This window comes from Halomonas sp. 111, from assembly GCF_052379685.1.
Taxonomy (GTDB): domain Bacteria; phylum Pseudomonadota; class Gammaproteobacteria; order Pseudomonadales; family Halomonadaceae; genus Vreelandella; species Vreelandella citrativorans.
In genome coordinates this window covers 161,177-179,048 of the sequence record NZ_JBQSYV010000004.1, presented here as the reverse complement: position 1 = coordinate 179,048, position 17,872 = coordinate 161,177, and the positions used below count along the sequence as shown (strand labels likewise).

The window sequence follows — 17,872 nt, the reverse complement described above, 5'->3', positions numbered from 1 at the left end:
GCCAATCCGCCTGTTACACCTCAGCACACCACGCAGCTAATGTTGGAGCCTCGTCCGCTGGACGAGGCTGTCTACGCCCGTGCCCAGGCACAAGGCTTGAGCGAGCTTCAGGCGCGCCTTCTCGCCTCACGGCTGCCCGGCTATCAGGGCGAGCTTGCTCCGCTGGTAACGCCCAGCCTGCGCTATCTGGCTCATCCGGAAAAGCTCGCCGATGGGCGCCGTGCCGCCGAACGTATTGCTCAGGCGGTTGCGGAGGGTGAATCCATCGGGATTCTGACCGATTACGATGTGGATGGGATTACCTCCCACGTGGTTATTCGCCGCACGCTGGTTGAGCTGTTTGGTGTGCCCGAGCACAAGCTGCATAGCCTGATTGGCCACCGTATTCACGATGGCTACGGGATCAGCTTGCCGTTGGTTGAGCGCACGCTGGCGCTTAAGCCATTCCCGACCCTGGTGATTACCGCCGACTGCGGAAGCAGCGACGAGCCACGTATCGCGCGACTCAAAGCGGCAGGCATTGACGTGGTGGTCAGTGATCACCACGCGTTGCCATTGGAAGGCCCGCCCGTTTCGGCTTACGCCTGCGTAAATCCCACACGTGACGATTGCACTTATCCGGATAAAACCATCGCCGGGTGCATGGTGGCGTGGCTGTTGATGTCGTTGGCACGTGGCGTATTGGTGGAGTGGGGGGCCTTGCCCGAGGCTACGCCCAAACTTTCGCCGTGGCTCTCTTATGTGGCGCTGGGCACCGTGGCGGACTGCGTGTCGCTGGGCGGAAGCCCCGCCAACCGCGCCGTGGTGAGCTATGGATTAACTCTGATCAACCGCATGGACGCCGCCTGCTGGCGCGCCATGGCCGCGCGCTTGGGGGCGGACAGCGTGCCGTTCAACGCCGAAACCCTGGCCTTCCAGATGGGCCCGCGGATCAATGCGCGCTCGCGGCTGGATGACCCTTACGCCGCGCTGCATTTCATGCTGGCCGAGAGCGACGCTGTCGCTAATCGTCAGTTGGAAGTGCTGGATCAGGATAACCAGTCGCGTAAGGCGATTGAGGCTGATATGGCCGAAGAGGCACGGGCGCTGGCCGCCAGTGCACTGTTAGCCGATGAGCCTGCTGTGGTGGTGTTCCTGGAGGATGGCCACCCCGGCGTTCAGGGCATTGTGGCCTCCCGGCTGGTGCAGTCTTACGGGCGCCCTGCGCTGGTGCTGACGCAGGCGGCGGCACCCAATATGCTCACCGGTTCCGGGCGCTCAATCGATGGTTTGCACCTGCGCGATGCGCTGCAGCGTACTTTTGAGCTAGCTCCTGAGGCGCTGCCACGCTTTGGTGGGCACAGCGGTGCCGCAGGAGTGGGCGTTCCCCGCGAACAGCTGGACGTGTTTAAACAGGCGTTTCTCAAGGCCGTAGCGGAACAGCTGGAAGGGCGTTCGCTCTATCCCCGGCTATGGACGGACGGCGAGCTTTCCACCGCGCAGCTCTCTCTCGCCACGCTTGAGGAGATCGACGCGCTGGGGCCCTATGGGCGTGAATTTGACGCACCGCTTTTTGAAGGGCGTTTTATCGTCGAAGCGCTGCGCCCGGTGGGTGCCGATGGCGCGCACTTGATGCTGGAGCTCTCCATGGGTGCCGTCACCTGTAAAGCAATCTGGTTTCGTGCCTTAACACCAGGTGAGCTGCCCGCGTTCGCCATCGGCGACACGCTGCACTGCGCTTACAAGCTTAATCGTAACCGCTGGCGGGGGCGGGAGTCGTTGCAGTTGATGGTTGAGCACGCAAGCGCAGTTTAAAACGCTTTCATCAACCCGGTTCATTAACCCTGTTCATCACCCCAGCACACTTCATAAGGGCGTTTAAAAATGCGCGTGGACGATTTACCCAAGGACCCGCACCGCCTCTATGAGGATGTAATGGCGATGCTGCTGGGCACGTTCTTCGTTGCCTTGGGCGTTACCTTTTATACCCAAGCGGTGCTGCTAACTGGCAGCACTGCGGGCTTGGCGCTGCTGCTTAATTACGTGACGCAGTGGGGGTTTGGGCTGTGGTTTTTTGCCATCAATCTGCCGTTTTACTACTTGGCGATCAAGCGTATGGGGTGGAGCTTTACGCTGCGTACGTTTATAGCCATTGGCCTGGTATCGCTGTTTTCTGAACTAACCCAGGGCTGGGTGCAGTTTGAAAGCGTGCCTTCCCTCTACGCCGCACTCATGGGCGGGGCATTGATGGGCATTGGCATGCTGATGCTGTTTCGCCACCGCACGAGCCTGGGCGGCATCAATATTCTGGCGCTCTACCTGCAGGACCGCCACGGCCTGCGGGCGGGCTATGTGCAGCTAGGCATTGATGGGATGATTTTGCTGGTAGCGCTTACCCAGCTACCGTTAGACCGCGTTGGCTACTCGGTGCTGGGAGCGTTGACGTTGAACTTGATTATCGCCCTTAACCATAAGCCCGGGCGATACATCGGCGTGAGTTAGCGTCTAGCTAAGCCAGAACCACCAGACGACCAGGGCAATGAGCCCCAGGCCTGCCGCGTTAACCAAAAAGCTCATGAGACCTCCTGTTGAGCGGGCTTCCAGAATCGTAGGCGATTGGCGTTACTCACCACGGTGATGGAGGAGAGCGACATGGCGACCCCGGCGATAATCGGTGAAAGCAGCATGCCGGTTACCGGGTAGAGCAAGCCTGCCGCAATCGGGATGCACAGCACGTTATAGCCAAAGGCGCCCACCAGGTTCTGCTTGATGTTGGCAAGCGTGGTGCGGCTGATTTCAATCGCTGAAGCCACGCCGTGAAGTGATCCACGCATGAGGGTGATCCCCGCGCTTTCCATGGCGATATCCGTCCCCTGGCCAATCGCAAAGCCGACGTTAGCGCGCGCCAGCGCCGGGGCATCGTTAATACCGTCGCCCACCATGCCGACGATTTCGCCTGCCTGCTGTAAGCGCTCAATCTCAGCGTGCTTGTCCTCGGGTGTCAGGCCCGCTTTGAACGTTGTAATGCCTACTTCGCGGGCAATCGCCGCGGCGCTATGCTGGTTATCGCCGGTCAGCATGACCACGTTCAGTCCATCCTGCTGCAGGCGTTTAACGGCCGCGACGGCATCGTGACGTAGTGGGTCGCTAATCCCGAAGAGCGCCGCTAGCTGATTATCCACTGCCAGATATACCAGCGTACGCGCCTTGTGTTGTAGCGTGTTAACCGCTTGCTGGGCAGATGAAAGATCAACTCCGGCAGCCTCAAGCAGGCGCGCATTGCCCAACAGCAGCGCTTTTCCATCGTGGGTTTCGGCTTTTACGCCACCACCCGTAACACTTTCAAATCCTTGAATCTCAGTAGGCGCGGCGCCCTGCGCATCCGCGTAAGCGATAAGGGCTGTTGCCAGCGGATGCTCAGAACCGCGCTCCAGGCCATAAACCAAGCCCAGCACAGTGGTTTTATCCATGCCAAACAGCTGTGCATCGGTGACACTGGGTTTGCCTTCGGTGAGCGTGCCGGTTTTATCGACCACCAGCGTGGTCAATTTGCTGGCGGTTTGTAGCGCTTCGCCGCTTCTTACCAGCACGCCCTGTTCGGCGGCCTTGCCCACGCCAATCATGGTGGAAATGGGGGTAGCAAGGCCCAGTGCACAGGGGCAGGCAATAATCAGTACGGTGGTGGCCGCCACCAGCATATGAATCACGCGTGGCTCAGGGCCAACGTTAAACCACGCAAGTGCCGCCAGTACGGCAATAATGATGACGGACGGCACGAAGATGCTCGATACTTTATCCGCCAGCTCACCAATTGGCGGGCGCGAATTCTGGGCGCTGGCGACCTGCTCGGTTATTTGCCCAAGCCGGGTATCGCGGCCCACGCGGGTCGCGCGATACACCAGCCCGCCTTGGCCATTGACCGTGCCTGCGCTGACGTTATCCCCGGATTGCTTGCTGACGGCCAGCGGCTCACCGGTCAACATGGATTCATCAATATGGCTCTGGCCTTCGGTGACTTCGCCATCAACGGGTAAGCGCTCGCCGGGGCGCACGCGGAGTTGGTCGCCTTCACGAACTTCATCCACGTCTATTTCCTGCTCCTGGCCGTCGCGAATGACGCGTGCCGTGCGGCTTTGCAAATCAAGCAGGCGCTTTAGCGCGTTGCTGGTACGCCCACGGGCGCGAAGCTCCATGGCGTTACCCAGCAGGATAAGCCCAATCACCATCGCTGAGGCTTCAAAGTAGATTCCCTGGGCTATTTCAGGCAACCAGGGTGCAAACAGGACCACCGCCATGGAGTAGAGCCAAGCGGTGCCCGTACCCATCGCCACCAATGTGTCCATATTGGCTTGGTGGCGTTTGAGATTCTTCCACGCATTGATAAAAAAGTGGCGGCCTGGAAAGGCAAGCACGCCCAGGGTCAAGACACCAATCACCAGCCAGTAAACACGGCCCAGGCCCATAACGTGGGGATGATAGATAAACATGCTGAGCATCAGGGGAATAGCCAGTGTCAGCGCGATGGCGCTGCCCCGCAGCCGCTGCCGATAGGTAGTGGCATCCTGCTCGGCGCGAACGCGCTCGGCTTCACGCATATCCACAATCGGCTCCGCCGTGTAGCCCGCTGAGGCGACTGCGTTGATAAGGGCTTGCGCATCGGTACTGCCCACTACCTGGGCGGTGTGGGTCGCGAAGTTAACGCTGGCGGCTTCCACCCCTTGGGTATTTTTCAGCGCATTCTGAACGCTTTTAACGCAGCTGGCGCAGGTCATGCCGCTAATTGCCAAGCGCAGGTTGGGCCCAGCCGTGGCCGGTATCTCAGTTGCCTCTGGCGGTGCTTCAGGTGCTGTCGGCGAGGCGGGTTCGCTGCTGACCGGGTAGCCGGCTTTTTCCAGCGCCGTGTTCAGGCGGCTATCGTCCAGGCTTGTAGTAACTTCAAGGCGTTTTTCAGCCGGAGTGCCCACTACCTCAGCCGCTGGGTCTTCTGCCTGAATCGCCTCACGCATCCGCTTAACGCAGCCCTGGCAGCTCATGCCGCCTACCGTACGGAAAACCGTATGACGAGAAGTGGTTGTGTCGTTCATAAGGCCTCCCTGGAAGAGGGCTCATCGGGAAAGCTTTCAATAAGGCGGCACACGCTATGCCCATCGGGTGTGCCGTCTGGCATGTGCTCCCAGCTTTTCAGCGCTTGCTCCATGCGCTGGGCCAGCGCTTCAAGTTCGGCAATCCGTGTACGGATCTGCGGCAGGCGGCTGGCGAGCAGGTCGCGCACCAGCGGGCAGGGCGAGTCGCCCTGGTCGGCATGTAGGAGAATGTCGCGTATCTCCGCTACGCTAAACCCCAGCTTGCGTGCTCGCTGAATAAACTGCAGCCGCTCAAGGTCGGTGCTTGAGAAAAGCTGATAGCCGTTATCTGGATGGCGGCTCGGGAGAAGTAAGCCTTCGCGGGTGTAGTGGCGCACTGTCTCTGCCGTTACACCGCCCTGTTTGGCAAGCTCGCTGACTTTCATCGCGCACTCCTTACGTTTTTGTCCGCTGTTCGTAAGCGGTGGGAATGCACGTAGTGTAAAACCTATGGGTAACACGTAGGTCAAGAAGGGCTGTTCAATAATTCGCTAAAAAGGGCTTAAAACGAACAAAACAATGATTTAAAACGGTCGTACGACTAATGTATGAGCGAAAAACAAAATAAAACGCTCGTTTGCCCTTGAACCAAAGGCCACATTGGGCGAAAACTGAAGTGTATGCCTACGCTATAAAAACAGTACCAGCGGATGTCGCCATCCACAGGATCATCGGGACAAGAGGCCGACCATGTATAATAAATTTAATAAGCTCACTCTAGCAGCTGCGGTTTCGGCAGCTGTCTTCGCAAGCCAGGCACACGCTGGCGGTTATCAAATTAACGAGCAAAGCGTTAGTGGCCAAGGCTACAGCCATGCAGGGCGCAGCTCTAACGTACACGATGCCACCATTGTGTACGGTAACCCGGCAGGTATGTCGTTTCTGGACCGTGCGCAGTTCACGGTGGGGGGCACTTATCTTAATGCGAATACAGATATTAGTAACGTTAGTGCCTCTCAAAGCGTTGCTGGGGCAGGTGGCTCGACGGAGATATCAGGATCCAATGACGGTGATATGGTGCCCGGTACGCTAGTGCCTTTTGCCTTCTACGCCCAGCCAGTCAATGACCAGTTAGCCTTTGGTTTTGGTTTATATGCACCTTTTGGCTCAAAAACTGAGTACGAAGATGGTTTCCAAGGGCGTAATCAGGGTAACTATACCGAAGTCAAAGTGATGACGGCTCAACCCACGGTCTCCTATCGTTTTAACGAGCAGTGGGGTGTGGGGTTGGGCATTACCTATAACCGCGTTGATGGCGAGCTGCATCGCCAGGTTCCGGCGGTTACTCCGGTTGGACCTACGGAAGTTGACTCGCGTGTTGAGGGCGACGACGACGCATGGGGATATAACTTGGGGGTGATTTATCAGCCGGTGCCCGAAACCACATTTGGCTTAACGTACCGCTCAAAAGTGGACTTCAATTTGGAGGGTAGTTTCTCCGCAAGTTCACCTGAACTTGATCAGATAGGCCTAGGGACCATAACGGATACTGCTGCATTGGATTTGACCACGCCTGAAACGGTCAATTTTTCAGTAACCCAGCAAATGAGTGACAATCTCAAACTCATGTTTGGCGCTTCCTGGTCGCGCTGGAGCCGCTTTGATCAAATCCTGGTTAATGGCGCTGAACGTGGAAAGCTTACTGACGAGCAGCAAAATTATTCCAATGCGTGGGCGTTTGCCACAGGTGGTGAGTATCAACTGACCCCTGAGCTTGCTTTGCGAGCAGGATTGGCGCTGGACTTTACGCCAACACAGGATGCGACACGCAGTGTGCGTATTCCCTCCGATAATCGGCGTATCTTCTCGCTGGGTGCTGGGTGGAGCCCAACGCCTGATTTAACGCTTGATTTTGCTTACTCTTATCTAACCGAGCGTTCAACTCATGTGGATCAAACAAAGACGGATAATAACCCTGTCTCAGAGGCATTGCCGGCTGTTACATCTACCTACTCCGCTGACTATAAAAACGAAGCCCACGGCTTTGGTGCTCAGTTGACCTATCGTTTTTAAACTTATCGTTTTTAAGCCCATGTTTTAGGCGTCTTGATGGAATAAGTTTCTTACGCGTTAAATAATCGGCAGCTCTACTCCTGAACCCGGCACTCGCTGGGTTCAGGCATTCGTCGTAATGGCGAGTGGATGCGAGAAACGCCAGGTTTCGTTACAATGGGTTTTCAGAATTTCGCCGCTGTGGTGCTGGCTTGGAATCATCAAGCCAAGACGCCACAGCGGCGCGTCTTTCTTTTGAACCATGTCATATTGACCAAGGCCAGGGCGATCCATGTTGGAAACCAACCCGATACATAACCAGATCAAGGACCTGTCTGAGCGGACAGACGTTCTTAGGGGGTATCTTTGACTATGCCGAGCGTAAAGATCGGCTAGAAGAAGTCTCTCGCGAGCTCGAAGACCCGAATGTCTGGAACGACCCGGACTACGCACAAAAGCTGGGTAAAGAGCGCTCTTCCCTGGAAGCCATTGTGGCAACCATCGACGAACTGGACCAAGGCCTTGGCGACAGCCGCGACCTTCTGGAACTCGCCGAGATGGAAGAGGATGAGGACACGGTTGAAGAAGTGCGCCAAGAGCTTGATGGCCTTCAGGTCGCGCTTGAAAAGCTCGAATTTCGTCGCATGTTCTCCGGCGAAATGGATGAAAATAACGCCTACCTGGATATTCAATCCGGTTCGGGCGGTACGGAAGCGCAGGACTGGGCCAATATTCTGCTGCGCATGTATCTGCGCTGGGCAGAAAGCCACGGGTTCAAGGCTGAAATAACCGAAATTTCCGCAGGCGAAGTCGCAGGTATCAAGTCGGCCTCGCTGCATGTTCAGGGCGACTATGCGTTCGGTTGGCTGCGTACTGAAACCGGTGTTCACCGGCTGGTGCGTAAAAGCCCGTTCGACTCCGGCGGCCGTCGTCATACGTCGTTTGCGTCGGTATTCATGTCCCCGGAAGTTGATGACAGCTTCGAGGTTGATATTAACCCTTCGGACCTGCGCGTTGATACGTATCGCTCCAGCGGTGCGGGCGGTCAGCACGTTAACACCACCGACTCAGCGGTGCGGATTACCCACGAACCTACCGGTATTGTGGTGGCTTGCCAGAACCAGCGTAGTCAGCATGCCAACCGTGACTTCGCCATGAAGCAGTTAAAGGCGAGGCTCTGGGAGCATGAAATGCAAAAGCGTAATGCCGCCAAGCAGGAAGCGGAAGACTCCAAGGCCGATATCGGCTGGGGCAGCCAGATTCGCTCTTACGTGCTTGATGACCAGCGTATCAAGGATTTGCGCACCGGCGTGCAGTCCAGCAACTGTGACAAGGTACTCGACGGCGACCTGGACCAGTTTATCGTCGCCAGTCTCAAGCAGGGTTTGTAATCTTTTTAGCGTTCGAACATGAATAGGGTGCCCCATGGCTAACCAAGACGCGTCTTCTCCTGAAAACGAAAATCATCTTATTGCCGAACGTCGCGCCAAGCTCACCGCGCGTCGTGAACTGGCCGCAGAGCAAGGGAAGAGTGCTTTCCCGAATGACTTTCGCCGCGATAGCCTGACCGTTGAGCTGCAGGAACGGCTGGGCGAGAAGGAAAAAGCCGAGCTGGAAACGCTTGACCATCACGCATCCGTGGCGGGGCGGATCATGCGCCAGCGCGGTCCGTTTATCGTGATTCAGGACGTGGCGGGGCAGATCCAGCTTTACGTGGATAAAAAAGGCCTGCCGGCGGATGTGCTTGATGACATCAAGAGCTGGGATATTGGTGATATCGTGGCAGCGCGCGGCCCGGTGCATAAATCCGGCAAGGGCGACCTGTACGTGATGATGGTCGATGCCCAGCTTCTGACCAAGAGCCTGCGCCCGCTGCCGGATAAATTCCACGGCTTGACGGACCAGGAGGCGCGCTATCGCCAGCGCTATGTGGATCTGATCATGAACCCGCAGTCGCGCAAAGCGTTTGAAACGCGGGCAGCGGTGATCAGCTCCATGCGCCGTTTCTTTGAAACGCGTGGCTTTATGGAAGTGGAAACGCCGATGCTTCAGGCGATTCCTGGCGGTGCGACGGCGCGTCCGTTTGTGACTCACCACAACGCGCTGGATATGGATATGTATCTGCGCATCGCGCCTGAGCTTTATCTTAAGCGTTTGGTGGTGGGTGGTTTCGAGAAAGTCTTCGAAATCAACCGCAACTTCCGTAATGAAGGTCTTTCGACGCGGCACAATCCTGAATTTACCATGGTCGAATTCTACTGGGCGTATGCCGACTATAACGACCTGATGGATATGACCGAAGCGATGCTGCGCACTGCAGCCGAAGAAGTGCTGGGCACCACCACGCTTGAGTACCAAGGGGCAAGCTACGACTTTGGCCAGCCGTTCAAGCGGTTGACGCTTAAACAGTCGATTCTGGATCACGGTGATGGCATTACCGATGCAGACCTGGGTAGCCTTGAAGCGGCGCGCGTGACCGCTCAGGCGCTGGGCATCAAGGTCAAAGACAGCTGGGGCCTAGGGAAAGTCCAAACGGAAATTTTCGAAGAAGTGGCCGAGCATAAGCTCGACCAGCCGACGTTTATTACCGAATACCCGGCTGAAGTCAGCCCGCTGGCGCGCCGCAACGATGCTAATCCGTTTGTCACTGACCGCTTCGAGTTCTTTGTGGGCGGGCGTGAAATTGCCAACGGCTTCTCGGAGCTAAACGATGCCGAGGACCAGGCCGAGCGCTTCCGCGCACAGGCCGCCGAGAAAGATGCAGGCGACCTGGAAGCGATGTACTACGATGCTGACTACGTGCGTGCACTGGAGTACGGCATGCCGCCTACCGCCGGTGAGGGTATCGGGATTGATCGTTTGGTCATGCTGTTTACCGACAGTGCGTCCATACGTGATGTATTGCTGTTCCCAGCAATGCGCCCTGAGGCTGAGTAGCACGCTGGATGGAATGAGGTAGACTAAAAGTTGGTAAGGGCGCGATTTAGCGCCCATAATGGTCAACGTTTCGACGGCGAGGAGAATCCCATGAAACTGCTAAACCGCTCCGCTCTGAGCGTCAGGCCGACCCAGCCCTTTGTGGACTGGATCAATGCGCTGGAACCCACCATGGGAGACGACGACCTGACACTGGACGACGTCGAACGTGAAAGTACCATTTACCTGATTCCTGAAATGGATACCCCGGAAGCGCTCGAAACCTTCGTGCACGACCGCTATGTAGAAATCCTCGAAACCGAGTTGCGCGCTTGGGAAGAGGATGAGCGCCAATGGCCAGAGCCGCTTGATTGGGCGCTGTTCAAGTCATTTCTTAGCGTTGAGCACAGTTATCTCGCCATCGATCTGGATGATGAGACAGCGCTTGAAATTTCTGACGTTGATGATGCGTTACTGCTCGACAGCGACCAGGATTAACGTTCGGCACTAGTTAGGCGCTATCTCATCATGACGTAACTCATGACGCACTTCTGCTCTTGGGCAGTTGTGCTCAGACACGTTAAAACCGGCTTAGGCCGGTTTTAACGTGTTAGCCGTTTCGTTTTAGGAATACCCCACTCATGCGACTGTTTCAAACCCGTCCTGGAGACGACGGTCTGCCCGGGCCGGAGCGTGCCTTGGCGGTATTGGCCCTGATTACTGGCACGCTAATGGCGGTGATGGACACCACCATGATTAATTTGGCGCTGCCGACCATTGCCGCAGACTTAAACGCCTCTGCTGCACGCTCGGTGTGGATCACCAACATGTTTCAGGTGGTGTGTGCCGCCTTCTTGCTGGTGTTTGCCGGGGTCAGCGAGCTGGTAACGCGGCGGCGTATTTATCTGTTTGGGCTTGGCACGTTTATGGTGGGCGCATTGGGGGCGGCACTGTCGCGTAATTTAGAAACGCTGCTGGTGTTTCGTGCCTTGCAGGGGCTGGGCGCCGCTGCCACGCTCTCTATTGGCCCTTCGCTTTACCGGGCGATATTTCCCTCTCGCCTATTGGGTAGTGCGTTAGGGCTAAGTGCGCTTGTTGTCGCGGGTGGTTATGCCGCAGGGCCAACGCTGAGCGGCGTCATTTTATCTTTTGCGGACTGGCCGTGGTTGTTTGCGCTTAATCTGCCCCTGGGGCTGTGCTCGTTATGGTTTGCCAAGCGCGCACTGCCTCGGGATAAGCCCCGGCAAGGAAGTTTTGATGTTCTGGGGGCGCTGTTGTCCATGCTGATGCTGGCGAGTTTCTTTCTGGCCATGGACGCGGTGGGGCACGCAGCACCGTTTGGCCTGGTGGGCGCCTGGATACTGCTTACCATAGCAAGTGCTGCCGGATTTATTATGCGCCAACGTCGCGCGCTTTATCCTTTGCTACCGCTGAGTATGTTTGCTGAAAAGCGCTTTACGCTTGCGGTATCCGCCTCAGGCCTTGCGTTTATTGGTCAGGGTCTGACCTTTGTCGCGCTGTCGTTTTATTATCAGGAGCAAATGGGGCTTTCGCCCCTGGAGACCGCTTGGCTGTTTACCCCGTGGCCGCTTGGGATCATGCTGGTAGGGCCGTTGGCGGGTCGTTTGGCGGATCGAATCAATCCAAGCGTGCTTTCAAGCACCGGCCTGGGGTTGATCATTATCGGTCTGGTCGCTCTGGCGCTGGTGGATGAAACCATGGGCGTCATGGAAAGCCTATGGCGTACGGCGCTGTGCGGTATCGGTTTTGGTCTGTTCCAGCCACCCAATAACCGCGAAATGATGGGCAGCCTTCCGGCGGAGCGCAGTGCCAGTGTGTCGGGCGTGATGAGCACTATTCGCACGGTAGGTCAGTCGTTAGGGGTGGCGATAGTCGGGGCGGCATTAGCGCTTGGGTTTGAGGTTCAGATAACCCTCTGGCTGGGAGCGGCGACGTCGTTTCTGGCGCTTCTGGCAAGCCTTTCAAGAGTGTCGCTTGCCCGGCGTGCACTGGTTGAACGCCGGGCATCGTCTGGTGGCTAGTAAGCGCGTACAATAAAAATGTTGAATATCGAGGAGAGCATTAATGACGGTGCAAGCACAGATTGAACAGAAGTTAGCGGCGCTAGTGCCTGAAGTAGTGCGCGTGGAGAACGAAAGCCACATGCACAGCGTGCCCGCCAACTCCGAAACCCACTTCAAGGTAACGCTGGTTAGTGACATTTTCGATGGCCTGATGCCGGTGAAGCGTCACCAGAAAATCTACGCACTGTTGGCCGATGAGCTTTCCGGCCCGGTGCACGCGCTAGCTCTGCATCTTTATACGCCGGTTGAATGGCAGGCGAGAGGGGGCGAGCGTCCTGATTCACCCAACTGTCGTGGCGGCGGCCAGTGACGCCAGAGGTTACCCGGCGCCACTACCTGGATGCCATGGGCATTACCGCCTGGGCATCGCGCTATCAACTGCCCAATGCGCTGCCGACCGAAGCTTGCGAGTGGGATGAGACGCCGCCGGAAAGAACGCCCCCGCGTGAGCGTCTCCAGGCGTTGCTTGACGACGCGCCAACCCCGCGTAGCGAGCCCAAGGCGCCGAGCGTTAACTCGCCTGCGCCAGCGCCTTCTTCAGTGCGTGCTTTGCTCGGCCAAGCGCCAGCGGATAAGCCGCCTGCTGAACCAATGCCCGTTGAATCAGTACCCGTTGAAGCCGTACCTGGCTCGATGCCTGCGGTATCAGCTAAACCGCTGCAATTTTCGCTTTCCTGCGTGTGTATAGGACAGCGATGGTTGAGCTTGCACCCTGGCGAGATAACGCCCCAGGCGCAGCGCCTGCTTGCCAACATTTGGCAGGCCGTTGGTATCGCGCCGGATGCGTTGTCCAGCGTCACGCTGTTTAAGTGGCCGTTAATGGCCAATACCTTTGCAGAAGACCCTCTTGAAGAAGCCAGAGAAGGGCTCTCTGCGTTTATGTCAGGCTGTGCGAGTCGGCAGGGCTGGGCGCTTGAGCGCGTACTCTGGTGGGGGGAGCAACCCGAAGACGATAGCGCTGCTGATATCCTTAGCGTTTTGAATATTCAGCAAGCGCGTAGCGATACGCTGGAACTGCCGATATGGCAGGGCGTCGCGCTTGAACATCTTGCTAAAAATGGCGCTGCCAAGCGTGACCTTTGGCCCCAGCTGCACGCATTAGGACAGCAGTGGAAAACACTCAACGACCCCGAAAATGATCGCTGAGCTTCAGGCAAGCGACGGCCTACGCTTAGTCACTCTTGAAGCGCAGGCCCAAAGTGGAGCGAGTGAGCGCCAGCTTAATGCGGCATTAACCGATACGGATGCCTGCGTAGTGGGCTGTTTTCAAGAAAATGCCCTGGTAGGCTATGCGCTGGTAGCGCGCTTACCCTTTGATGCTGAGCTTCAAGCCATTGGTGTAGACCCTGCTCACCGCCATTTAGGGCTGGGGTATGGGTTAATGCAGGCAGTGATGTTAAAAGCGGCTGAGTGGCAAAGTGAGCGTGTACTGCTGGAAGTGCGGGCGAGCAACAAGGCTGCGATTAGCCTTTATCAACGTTTTGATTTTAAGGTGGATGGGCAGCGTAAAGGCTACTACCCGGCAGTACAGGGTGCCGCCGGGCGTGAAGACGCACTGCTAATGTCGCGTACGCTTAGTTAGCGATCCCTTCAAACTTGCTGAGTAAGCTGTTCAAACGGCGTTCCCACTCTTCGCGCTCTTGCTTGAGTTTGGTGTTTTCGTCGCGTAGCTCTTCATTTTCCAGCTTCATCATTTCCAACGCTTCCACCGTATCGGTGACTTTTTGCTCAAGCTGATTGAACAGTTCCAGGCTCATGTAAACCTCCAGGTTATGAAAACAAACAACAGGCGTGCCAACAGGTTGAATCAAGCGAGCGTAACGCCCGTAGGCGTCATCGGCAAGCGCTGTTTACGGGGTTTGACGTTGATAAAGCCGGGCAGTACTTTCACCCGCTTGGGTTTCGCGGTGTAGCTGCCAGTTAGCAGGAGGCGTTGGGTCTAATGAGCGTTCGGTTTCCAGGTAAATCATGGCGTCGGGCGCGAGCCAGCCAAGAGTCTCCAGTGCGTTACAGCAACGTGTAGCAAGCCCCTGGTGAAAGGGTGGGTCAAGAAATACCAGGTGATAAGGGCTAGGCGGCTGGCTCAAGAACGTGTTTGCATCGCATGCAGTGACTTGGCCTCGGGTTGCGCCAAGCGTGGCCAGGTTTTGGGTAATATAGGCGGCTACACTGTTGTCACGTTCGATAAAGTCAACGTGAGCGGCACCGCGCGAAAGCGCTTCAATACCCAGTGCGCCGGTGCCCGCGAACAGGTCCAGCACATGTTGGCCATAGAGCTGCTGCCCCAGCCAGTTAAACAGCGTCTCACGTACTCTGTCTGGCGTTGGCCGTAAGCCGGGCCGGTCAAGCACAGGTAGCTGGCGGCGGCGAAAATCACCACCGATAATACGAAGCTTGCCAGGCTGCCGAGTGGGCGTGCCTTTGGAAGCGGATGGGCGAGAGGAGCGTTGTCGTGTCATATCGGGGATTGTAGCGGGCTACTTATCCAAAGTCTTGGTTGGCGGTGGTAGGATGGTCACAATGTTCACCTTTTAAGTCGGATGACTCCCATGTTTGGTTTTTTCAAACGTAAGAAAAAGCACGACTCCCAACAGGAGCCGCAAGAGCAACGCCCGCAGGAACTCAATGATGATGCGCAGCTTGACGAGCCGCCGCAGGAACCGCTAGCCGACGTTGAAAATGGCGCGCCGGTGAAAGAGCCTGAGCCCGAGGTTAAGCCAGAGCCGCCTGAGCCTGAGGTCGAGCCTGCGCCAGCGCCTCCTGAGGTTAAGCCAGAGCCGTCTGAGCCTGAGGTTGAGCCTGCGCCTCCTGAAGTTAAGCCAGAACCGCCTGAGCCTGAGGTTGAGCCCGCGCCAGCGCCTCCTGACGTTAAGCCAGAGCCGTCTGAGCCGGAGGTTGAGCCCGCACCTGCGCCTCCCGAGGAGAAGCCGGAATCGCCGGAACCCGAAATTAAGCCAGCGCGTGAGCCCGATATTAGCCCGGTTCCTGAGCCTGAAGTCGACCCGGAATCGGCTGAGCTTGACGTTCAGCCGAAGGTCCAGCCCGAACAGAAGCCTGCACTTCAAGAAAAGCCGGTGGCCACAAGTGGTGAGAAGAAGGGCTGGTTTGCGCGAATTAAGTCAGGCCTGGGCAAAACGCGCGCTAACTTAACCGACGGCATCGCCGATCTGTTTTTGGGAAAAAAGCAGATTGATGATGAGCTTTTAGAGGATCTGGAAACCCAGCTGCTGATGGCGGATGTGGGGATTGAAGCGACCAGCGAGATTATTGGACGCCTTGAAGCACGCGTCTCGCGTAAAGAGTTGAATAACCCTGAGGCGCTTTATCGTGCGCTTCAGGAAGAGCTGGCTGCCATGCTTGGGCAGGTGGCAACGCCGCTTGATTTGAGTAAGCAAACGGACGGCCCCTTTGTGATTTTGGTAGTAGGGGTGAACGGCGTGGGTAAAACCACGACGATCGGCAAGCTGACTCAGCGTTTTCAGCGCGAGGGAAAAAGCGTCATGCTGGCCGCAGGGGATACCTTCCGGGCGGCGGCGGTTGAGCAGCTTAAGGTGTGGGGGGAGCGCAATAGCGTACCGGTCATCGCTCAGCATACTGGCGCCGATAGCGCTTCGGTCATTTATGATGCAGTCGCCGCCGCCAAAGCGCGCGGCGTGGATATCCTTATTGCCGATACGGCAGGTCGCTTGCACAATAAAAGCCATCTGATGGAAGAGTTAAAGAAGGTCCATCGTGTGATGCAAAAGCTGGATAGCACAGCGCCGCATGAAGTGATGCTGGTGCTGGATGCAGGTACGGGGCAAAACGCGATTGCGCAGGCGAGCACATTCCACGAAGCCGTGCCCATCACGGGGATTACGCTAACCAAGCTGGACGGTACGGCCAAAGGGGGAATTATTTTTGCCTTGGCCAAACAGCTTGAGACGCCCATTCGCTTTATCGGCGTAGGCGAAGGGCTGGACGATTTACGTCCCTTCGAGGCAGACGACTTCGTTAGCGCACTGTTTGACCGCCAAGAGGACGATGCCAGCGCATGATCGCTTTTGAGCATGTCGGCAAGCGCTATGGAGGGCGCTTTGAAGCCCTGGCGCATCTGGACTTTCGTGTGGCCCGCGGTGAAATGGTGTTTTTGACCGGCCACTCGGGCGCGGGTAAAAGCTCTTTGCTGCGCCTGATTATGCGACTTGAAAAGCCTAGCCGTGGGCGTGTGATCGTGGCGGGGCACGATATTGCCCAGCTTCATGCAAGCCAGGTGCCTTTTTATCGGCGCCAGATTGGGGTGGTGTTTCAGGATCACCAACTGCTGTTTGATAGAAGCGTGTTTCATAACGTCTCGCTGCCGCTGGATATTCAAGGCATTGAGCCACGGGAGTCGGCGCGCCGCGTGCGCGCCGCGCTCGATAAAGTGGGGCTTTTACACCGTGAGAAGGCCCTGCCCGTTGAGCTTTCCGGTGGTGAGCAGCAGCGTGTCGGCATTGCCCGAGCGGTGGTTAATAAGCCCGCGCTTCTCCTGGCCGATGAGCCAACCGGTAACCTGGACCCCCAGCTTTCCGCCGATATCATGGCGCTTTTTGAGGACTTCAATCGCATCGGCACCACGGTAATGATCGCAAGTCACGACCTCGCGCTGATTGCTCGCTTGCGCCACCGTATTTTGCGCTTGCGTGATGGGCGCTTAGTGGCTGATGAGGGCGCAGTATGAAACCATCGGCAACACCGCGTCGCGCAAAAGGCGCTGCACCGAAAGCGGGGCGCAAAGTATCTACCCAGCGTCAGGAAGCCCCACCTCCCAAACGGCGCGGAGCCAATTCGCAGCAAACGCGTTTTTCAAGCCGTTTACGTGCTTGGGGGCGCCACCACCGGGCGATGAGTTGGGACAGCTTTTATCGGCTGTTGCGCCACCCCGTCGGCAGCCTGCTGACAATGCTCGCGATTGCCATTGCCCTCGTGCTTCCGGCTGCGCTATGGCTGACGCTGGATAGTGCTCGATTGCTGGATGCCGAGCTGGATGAGAGCGCGACCCTCACGGTGTATTTAGAAACCACCGTTGACCCGGCTCAAGCGGCGCGGATTGATGAGGCGGTAAGCGCTGAGCAGGCGGTGCTAGAGACGCGCTTGATCAGTGCCGAGCAGGGCATGGTCGAGTTTCAAGAGTCGCTGGGGCTGGATGATGCGCTGGCGGGGCTGGATGCTAATCCGCTTCCCGCGAGCATCGTGGTGCGTCCACAAAGCGTGGAGCTGGCATCCATGGAGCAACTGTCTGTTACGTTAGCATCGCTGACAGGCGTTGATGAGGTTCGGGTAGATTTGGCCTGGGTGGAGCGCTTACGCCATTTGGCCGCACTTGGCCGACGCGTTGCGTTAGCGCTAGGTCTGCTGTTTGGATTAGGGGTGCTCTTGGTGGTCGGTAATACGATTCGCTTGGCCGTTGAAAGCCGACGCCGCGAAATCGAGGTGGTCATGCTGATTGGTGCCACGCACGCTTTTGTACGTCGCCCGTTTTTATACAGCGGGGCGTGGTATGGTCTTGGGGGCGGTATATTGTCGCTGGGTTTGCTGGGCTTGGGGAATCACTGGCTGTCGCTGCCGGTCGCCGCGTTAGCGGCTAGCTATGGTGCAAGCTTCTCGTTGCCGCAGCTGGATATCACAGGCTCTACAATTTTGCTATCCTGCAGTACACTATTAGGTTGGTTGGGCGCTTGGCTGGCAGTGACCCGTCATCTTTCCAGTATCCGCCCCCGCTAAGCGTGTGTGGCGCTGTCTGCGAACGGTAATAAT

General features: G+C 57.2%; 18 protein-coding genes. 13 read left to right on the top strand and 5 right to left on the bottom strand.

Features of this window, described 5'->3' with window-relative positions:
* Positions 1–39: 39 nt before the first annotated feature.
* A complete protein-coding gene (locus ACT3T7_RS04875; RefSeq protein WP_444630245.1) occupies positions 40–1,794 on the top strand; it encodes a single-stranded-DNA-specific exonuclease RecJ in 1,755 nt (584 codons plus the stop codon).
* 69 nt (positions 1,795–1,863) lie between these two features.
* Entirely contained in the window at positions 1,864–2,481 is a 618-nt protein-coding gene (locus ACT3T7_RS04870) for a YitT family protein (RefSeq protein ID WP_192527215.1), read from the top strand.
* Positions 2,482–2,552: 71 nt separating this feature from the next.
* On the opposite strand, the gene ACT3T7_RS04865 is transcribed toward ACT3T7_RS04870, so the two are convergent.
* Both ACT3T7_RS04865 and ACT3T7_RS04860 read right to left on the bottom strand, forming a co-directional pair.
* The gene (locus ACT3T7_RS04865; RefSeq protein WP_444630230.1) at positions 2,553–5,063 is read right to left on the bottom strand and encodes a heavy metal translocating P-type ATPase; all 2,511 of its coding nucleotides are present in this window, start codon (positions 5,061–5,063) and stop codon (positions 2,553–2,555) included.
* Positions 5,060–5,488, bottom strand: coding sequence for a MerR family transcriptional regulator (locus ACT3T7_RS04860; protein WP_444630229.1), 429 nt, complete (start codon positions 5,486–5,488; stop codon positions 5,060–5,062). The genes ACT3T7_RS04865 and ACT3T7_RS04860 overlap by 4 nt, the downstream gene beginning before the upstream one ends.
* 304 nt (positions 5,489–5,792) lie before the next feature.
* Between ACT3T7_RS04860 and ACT3T7_RS04855 the strand changes: the two genes are divergently transcribed.
* On the top strand, positions 5,793–7,115 hold the full coding sequence (locus ACT3T7_RS04855) for an OmpP1/FadL family transporter (protein WP_444630228.1): 1,323 nt from the start codon (positions 5,793–5,795) through the stop codon (positions 7,113–7,115).
* Positions 7,116–7,217: 102 nt separating this feature from the next.
* Here ACT3T7_RS04855 and ACT3T7_RS04850 read toward each other — a convergent pair whose 3' ends face one another.
* A complete protein-coding gene (locus tag ACT3T7_RS04850) occupies positions 7,218–7,388 on the bottom strand; it encodes a hypothetical protein (protein ID WP_444630227.1) in 171 nt (56 codons plus the stop codon).
* On the opposite strand from ACT3T7_RS04850, the gene prfB reads away from it, so the two are divergent.
* The 7 genes from prfB (at position 7,387) to rimI (ending at position 13,676) form a co-directional block, all read left to right on the top strand.
* A protein-coding gene (gene prfB, locus ACT3T7_RS04845) for a peptide chain release factor 2 (protein WP_172118525.1) occupies positions 7,387–8,485 on the top strand; the annotation gives its coding sequence in 2 pieces (ribosomal slippage) (positions 7,387–7,461 and positions 7,463–8,485; 1,098 coding nt in all). The genes ACT3T7_RS04850 and prfB overlap by 2 nt on opposite strands.
* A gap of 34 nt (positions 8,486–8,519) precedes the next feature.
* Entirely contained in the window at positions 8,520–10,031 is a 1,512-nt protein-coding gene (gene lysS, locus ACT3T7_RS04840) for a lysine--tRNA ligase (protein ID WP_444630226.1), read from the top strand.
* A 90-nt stretch (positions 10,032–10,121) separates the two neighbouring features.
* The gene (locus tag ACT3T7_RS04835) at positions 10,122–10,508 is read left to right on the top strand and encodes a hypothetical protein (protein ID WP_172118523.1); all 387 of its coding nucleotides are present in this window, start codon (positions 10,122–10,124) and stop codon (positions 10,506–10,508) included.
* A gap of 143 nt (positions 10,509–10,651) precedes the next feature.
* A complete protein-coding gene (locus ACT3T7_RS04830) occupies positions 10,652–12,052 on the top strand; it encodes an MFS transporter (protein WP_193055189.1) in 1,401 nt (466 codons plus the stop codon).
* 43 nt (positions 12,053–12,095) lie between these two features.
* Positions 12,096–12,404, top strand: coding sequence for a BolA family protein (locus ACT3T7_RS04825; RefSeq protein WP_172118521.1), 309 nt, complete (start codon positions 12,096–12,098; stop codon positions 12,402–12,404).
* Positions 12,401–13,240, top strand: a complete 840-nt coding sequence (locus ACT3T7_RS04820) for a hypothetical protein (protein ID WP_444630225.1) — start codon at positions 12,401–12,403, stop codon at positions 13,238–13,240. Before ACT3T7_RS04825 ends, ACT3T7_RS04820 begins: the two co-directional genes overlap by 4 nt.
* The gene (rimI, locus tag ACT3T7_RS04815; RefSeq protein WP_172118519.1) at positions 13,230–13,676 is read left to right on the top strand and encodes a ribosomal protein S18-alanine N-acetyltransferase; all 447 of its coding nucleotides are present in this window, start codon (positions 13,230–13,232) and stop codon (positions 13,674–13,676) included. The genes ACT3T7_RS04820 and rimI overlap by 11 nt, the downstream gene beginning before the upstream one ends.
* Here the strand turns inward: rimI and zapB are convergent.
* Together zapB and rsmD are read right to left on the bottom strand one after the other, a co-directional pair.
* Positions 13,669–13,851, bottom strand: a complete 183-nt coding sequence (gene zapB / locus ACT3T7_RS04810; RefSeq protein ID WP_172118518.1) for a cell division protein ZapB — start codon at positions 13,849–13,851, stop codon at positions 13,669–13,671. The genes rimI and zapB overlap by 8 nt on opposite strands.
* Before the next feature lie 93 nt (positions 13,852–13,944).
* Positions 13,945–14,553, bottom strand: a complete 609-nt coding sequence (gene rsmD / locus ACT3T7_RS04805) for a 16S rRNA (guanine(966)-N(2))-methyltransferase RsmD (RefSeq protein ID WP_172118517.1) — start codon at positions 14,551–14,553, stop codon at positions 13,945–13,947.
* 90 nt (positions 14,554–14,643) lie between these two features.
* Between rsmD and ftsY the strand changes: the two genes are divergently transcribed.
* From ftsY to ftsX, 3 genes are read left to right on the top strand one after another with little or no spacing between them, the layout of a single operon-like run.
* Complete coding sequence (ftsY, locus tag ACT3T7_RS04800; protein WP_444630224.1) at positions 14,644–16,131, top strand: signal recognition particle-docking protein FtsY; 1,488 nt, start codon at positions 14,644–14,646, stop codon at positions 16,129–16,131.
* Positions 16,128–16,796, top strand: coding sequence for a cell division ATP-binding protein FtsE (gene ftsE, locus ACT3T7_RS04795; RefSeq protein ID WP_087110053.1), 669 nt, complete (start codon positions 16,128–16,130; stop codon positions 16,794–16,796). The genes ftsY and ftsE overlap by 4 nt, the downstream gene beginning before the upstream one ends.
* Positions 16,793–17,839, top strand: coding sequence for a permease-like cell division protein FtsX (gene ftsX / locus ACT3T7_RS04790; protein ID WP_192527204.1), 1,047 nt, complete (start codon positions 16,793–16,795; stop codon positions 17,837–17,839). The genes ftsE and ftsX overlap by 4 nt, the downstream gene beginning before the upstream one ends.
* Positions 17,840–17,872: the final 33 nt, after the last annotated feature.

What these genes read in the sequence shown, in the direction of transcription:
- ACT3T7_RS04875 (WP_444630245.1), top strand. Translation starts at nt 40, where the DNA reads ATGTTGGAGCCTCGTCCGCTGGACGAGGCTGTCTACGCCCGTGCCCAG.
- ACT3T7_RS04870 (WP_192527215.1), top strand. Translation starts at nt 1,864, where the DNA reads ATGCGCGTGGACGATTTACCCAAGGACCCGCACCGCCTCTATGAGGAT.
- ACT3T7_RS04865 (WP_444630230.1), bottom strand. Translation starts at nt 5,063, where the DNA reads ATGAACGACACAACCACTTCTCGTCATACGGTTTTCCGTACGGTAGGC.
- ACT3T7_RS04860 (WP_444630229.1), bottom strand. Translation starts at nt 5,488, where the DNA reads ATGAAAGTCAGCGAGCTTGCCAAACAGGGCGGTGTAACGGCAGAGACA.
- ACT3T7_RS04855 (WP_444630228.1), top strand. Translation starts at nt 5,793, where the DNA reads ATGTATAATAAATTTAATAAGCTCACTCTAGCAGCTGCGGTTTCGGCA.
- ACT3T7_RS04850 (WP_444630227.1), bottom strand. Translation starts at nt 7,388, where the DNA reads ATGGATCGCCCTGGCCTTGGTCAATATGACATGGTTCAAAAGAAAGAC.
- lysS (WP_444630226.1), top strand. Translation starts at nt 8,520, where the DNA reads ATGGCTAACCAAGACGCGTCTTCTCCTGAAAACGAAAATCATCTTATT.
- ACT3T7_RS04835 (WP_172118523.1), top strand. Translation starts at nt 10,122, where the DNA reads ATGAAACTGCTAAACCGCTCCGCTCTGAGCGTCAGGCCGACCCAGCCC.
- ACT3T7_RS04830 (WP_193055189.1), top strand. Translation starts at nt 10,652, where the DNA reads ATGCGACTGTTTCAAACCCGTCCTGGAGACGACGGTCTGCCCGGGCCG.
- ACT3T7_RS04825 (WP_172118521.1), top strand. Translation starts at nt 12,096, where the DNA reads ATGACGGTGCAAGCACAGATTGAACAGAAGTTAGCGGCGCTAGTGCCT.
- rimI (WP_172118519.1), top strand. Translation starts at nt 13,230, where the DNA reads ATGATCGCTGAGCTTCAGGCAAGCGACGGCCTACGCTTAGTCACTCTT.
- zapB (WP_172118518.1), bottom strand. Translation starts at nt 13,851, where the DNA reads ATGAGCCTGGAACTGTTCAATCAGCTTGAGCAAAAAGTCACCGATACG.
- rsmD (WP_172118517.1), bottom strand. Translation starts at nt 14,553, where the DNA reads ATGACACGACAACGCTCCTCTCGCCCATCCGCTTCCAAAGGCACGCCC.
- ftsY (WP_444630224.1), top strand. Translation starts at nt 14,644, where the DNA reads ATGTTTGGTTTTTTCAAACGTAAGAAAAAGCACGACTCCCAACAGGAG.
- ftsE (WP_087110053.1), top strand. Translation starts at nt 16,128, where the DNA reads ATGATCGCTTTTGAGCATGTCGGCAAGCGCTATGGAGGGCGCTTTGAA.
- ftsX (WP_192527204.1), top strand. Translation starts at nt 16,793, where the DNA reads ATGAAACCATCGGCAACACCGCGTCGCGCAAAAGGCGCTGCACCGAAA.